This window comes from Croceitalea vernalis (genome assembly GCF_031846405.1).
GTDB classification, from domain to species: domain Bacteria; phylum Bacteroidota; class Bacteroidia; order Flavobacteriales; family Flavobacteriaceae; genus Croceitalea; species Croceitalea vernalis.
In genome coordinates this window covers 1-348 of record NZ_JAVRHU010000025.1, presented here as the reverse complement: position 1 = coordinate 348, position 348 = coordinate 1, and the positions used below count along the sequence as shown (strand labels likewise).

Annotated in this window: 1 protein-coding gene; it reads right to left on the bottom strand. The window is 40.8% G+C overall.

Going from position 1 to position 348, the window contains the following annotated elements:
- Positions 1–348, bottom strand: a 348-nt coding sequence (locus RM520_RS15245; protein WP_311388573.1) for an SdrD B-like domain-containing protein, incomplete at both ends; no start/stop codon positions are given.

The following is a 348-nucleotide window of genomic DNA, read 5'->3' as shown; positions in this document are numbered from 1 at the left end:
GGATTATTTTCACCAGGAGCAAGATCAGTACATGGAGTACGTCCATCTTCACCCGCGTCAGAGTCAGCTGTATCATCGGCACCTTGATCAACAGGAGAGAATTCATATCCATCAGGAAGTTCAAACTCAACTACGTAATCTACGTTAGGGTCAAGTTCAGTAAAGCTGTAGTTACCATTTTCATCAGTCATGGTTGAGTCCAGCTCATTTCCATCACAATCTAAAAGATTAACAACAACCCCTTCAACACCTTCTTCACCGTCATCTTGAATTCCGTTTTCATTTTCATCAAGGAAAACAGTATCACCAAGAGAAGCTTTTGGTAAGAAAATACCAGCATCAAGTGTT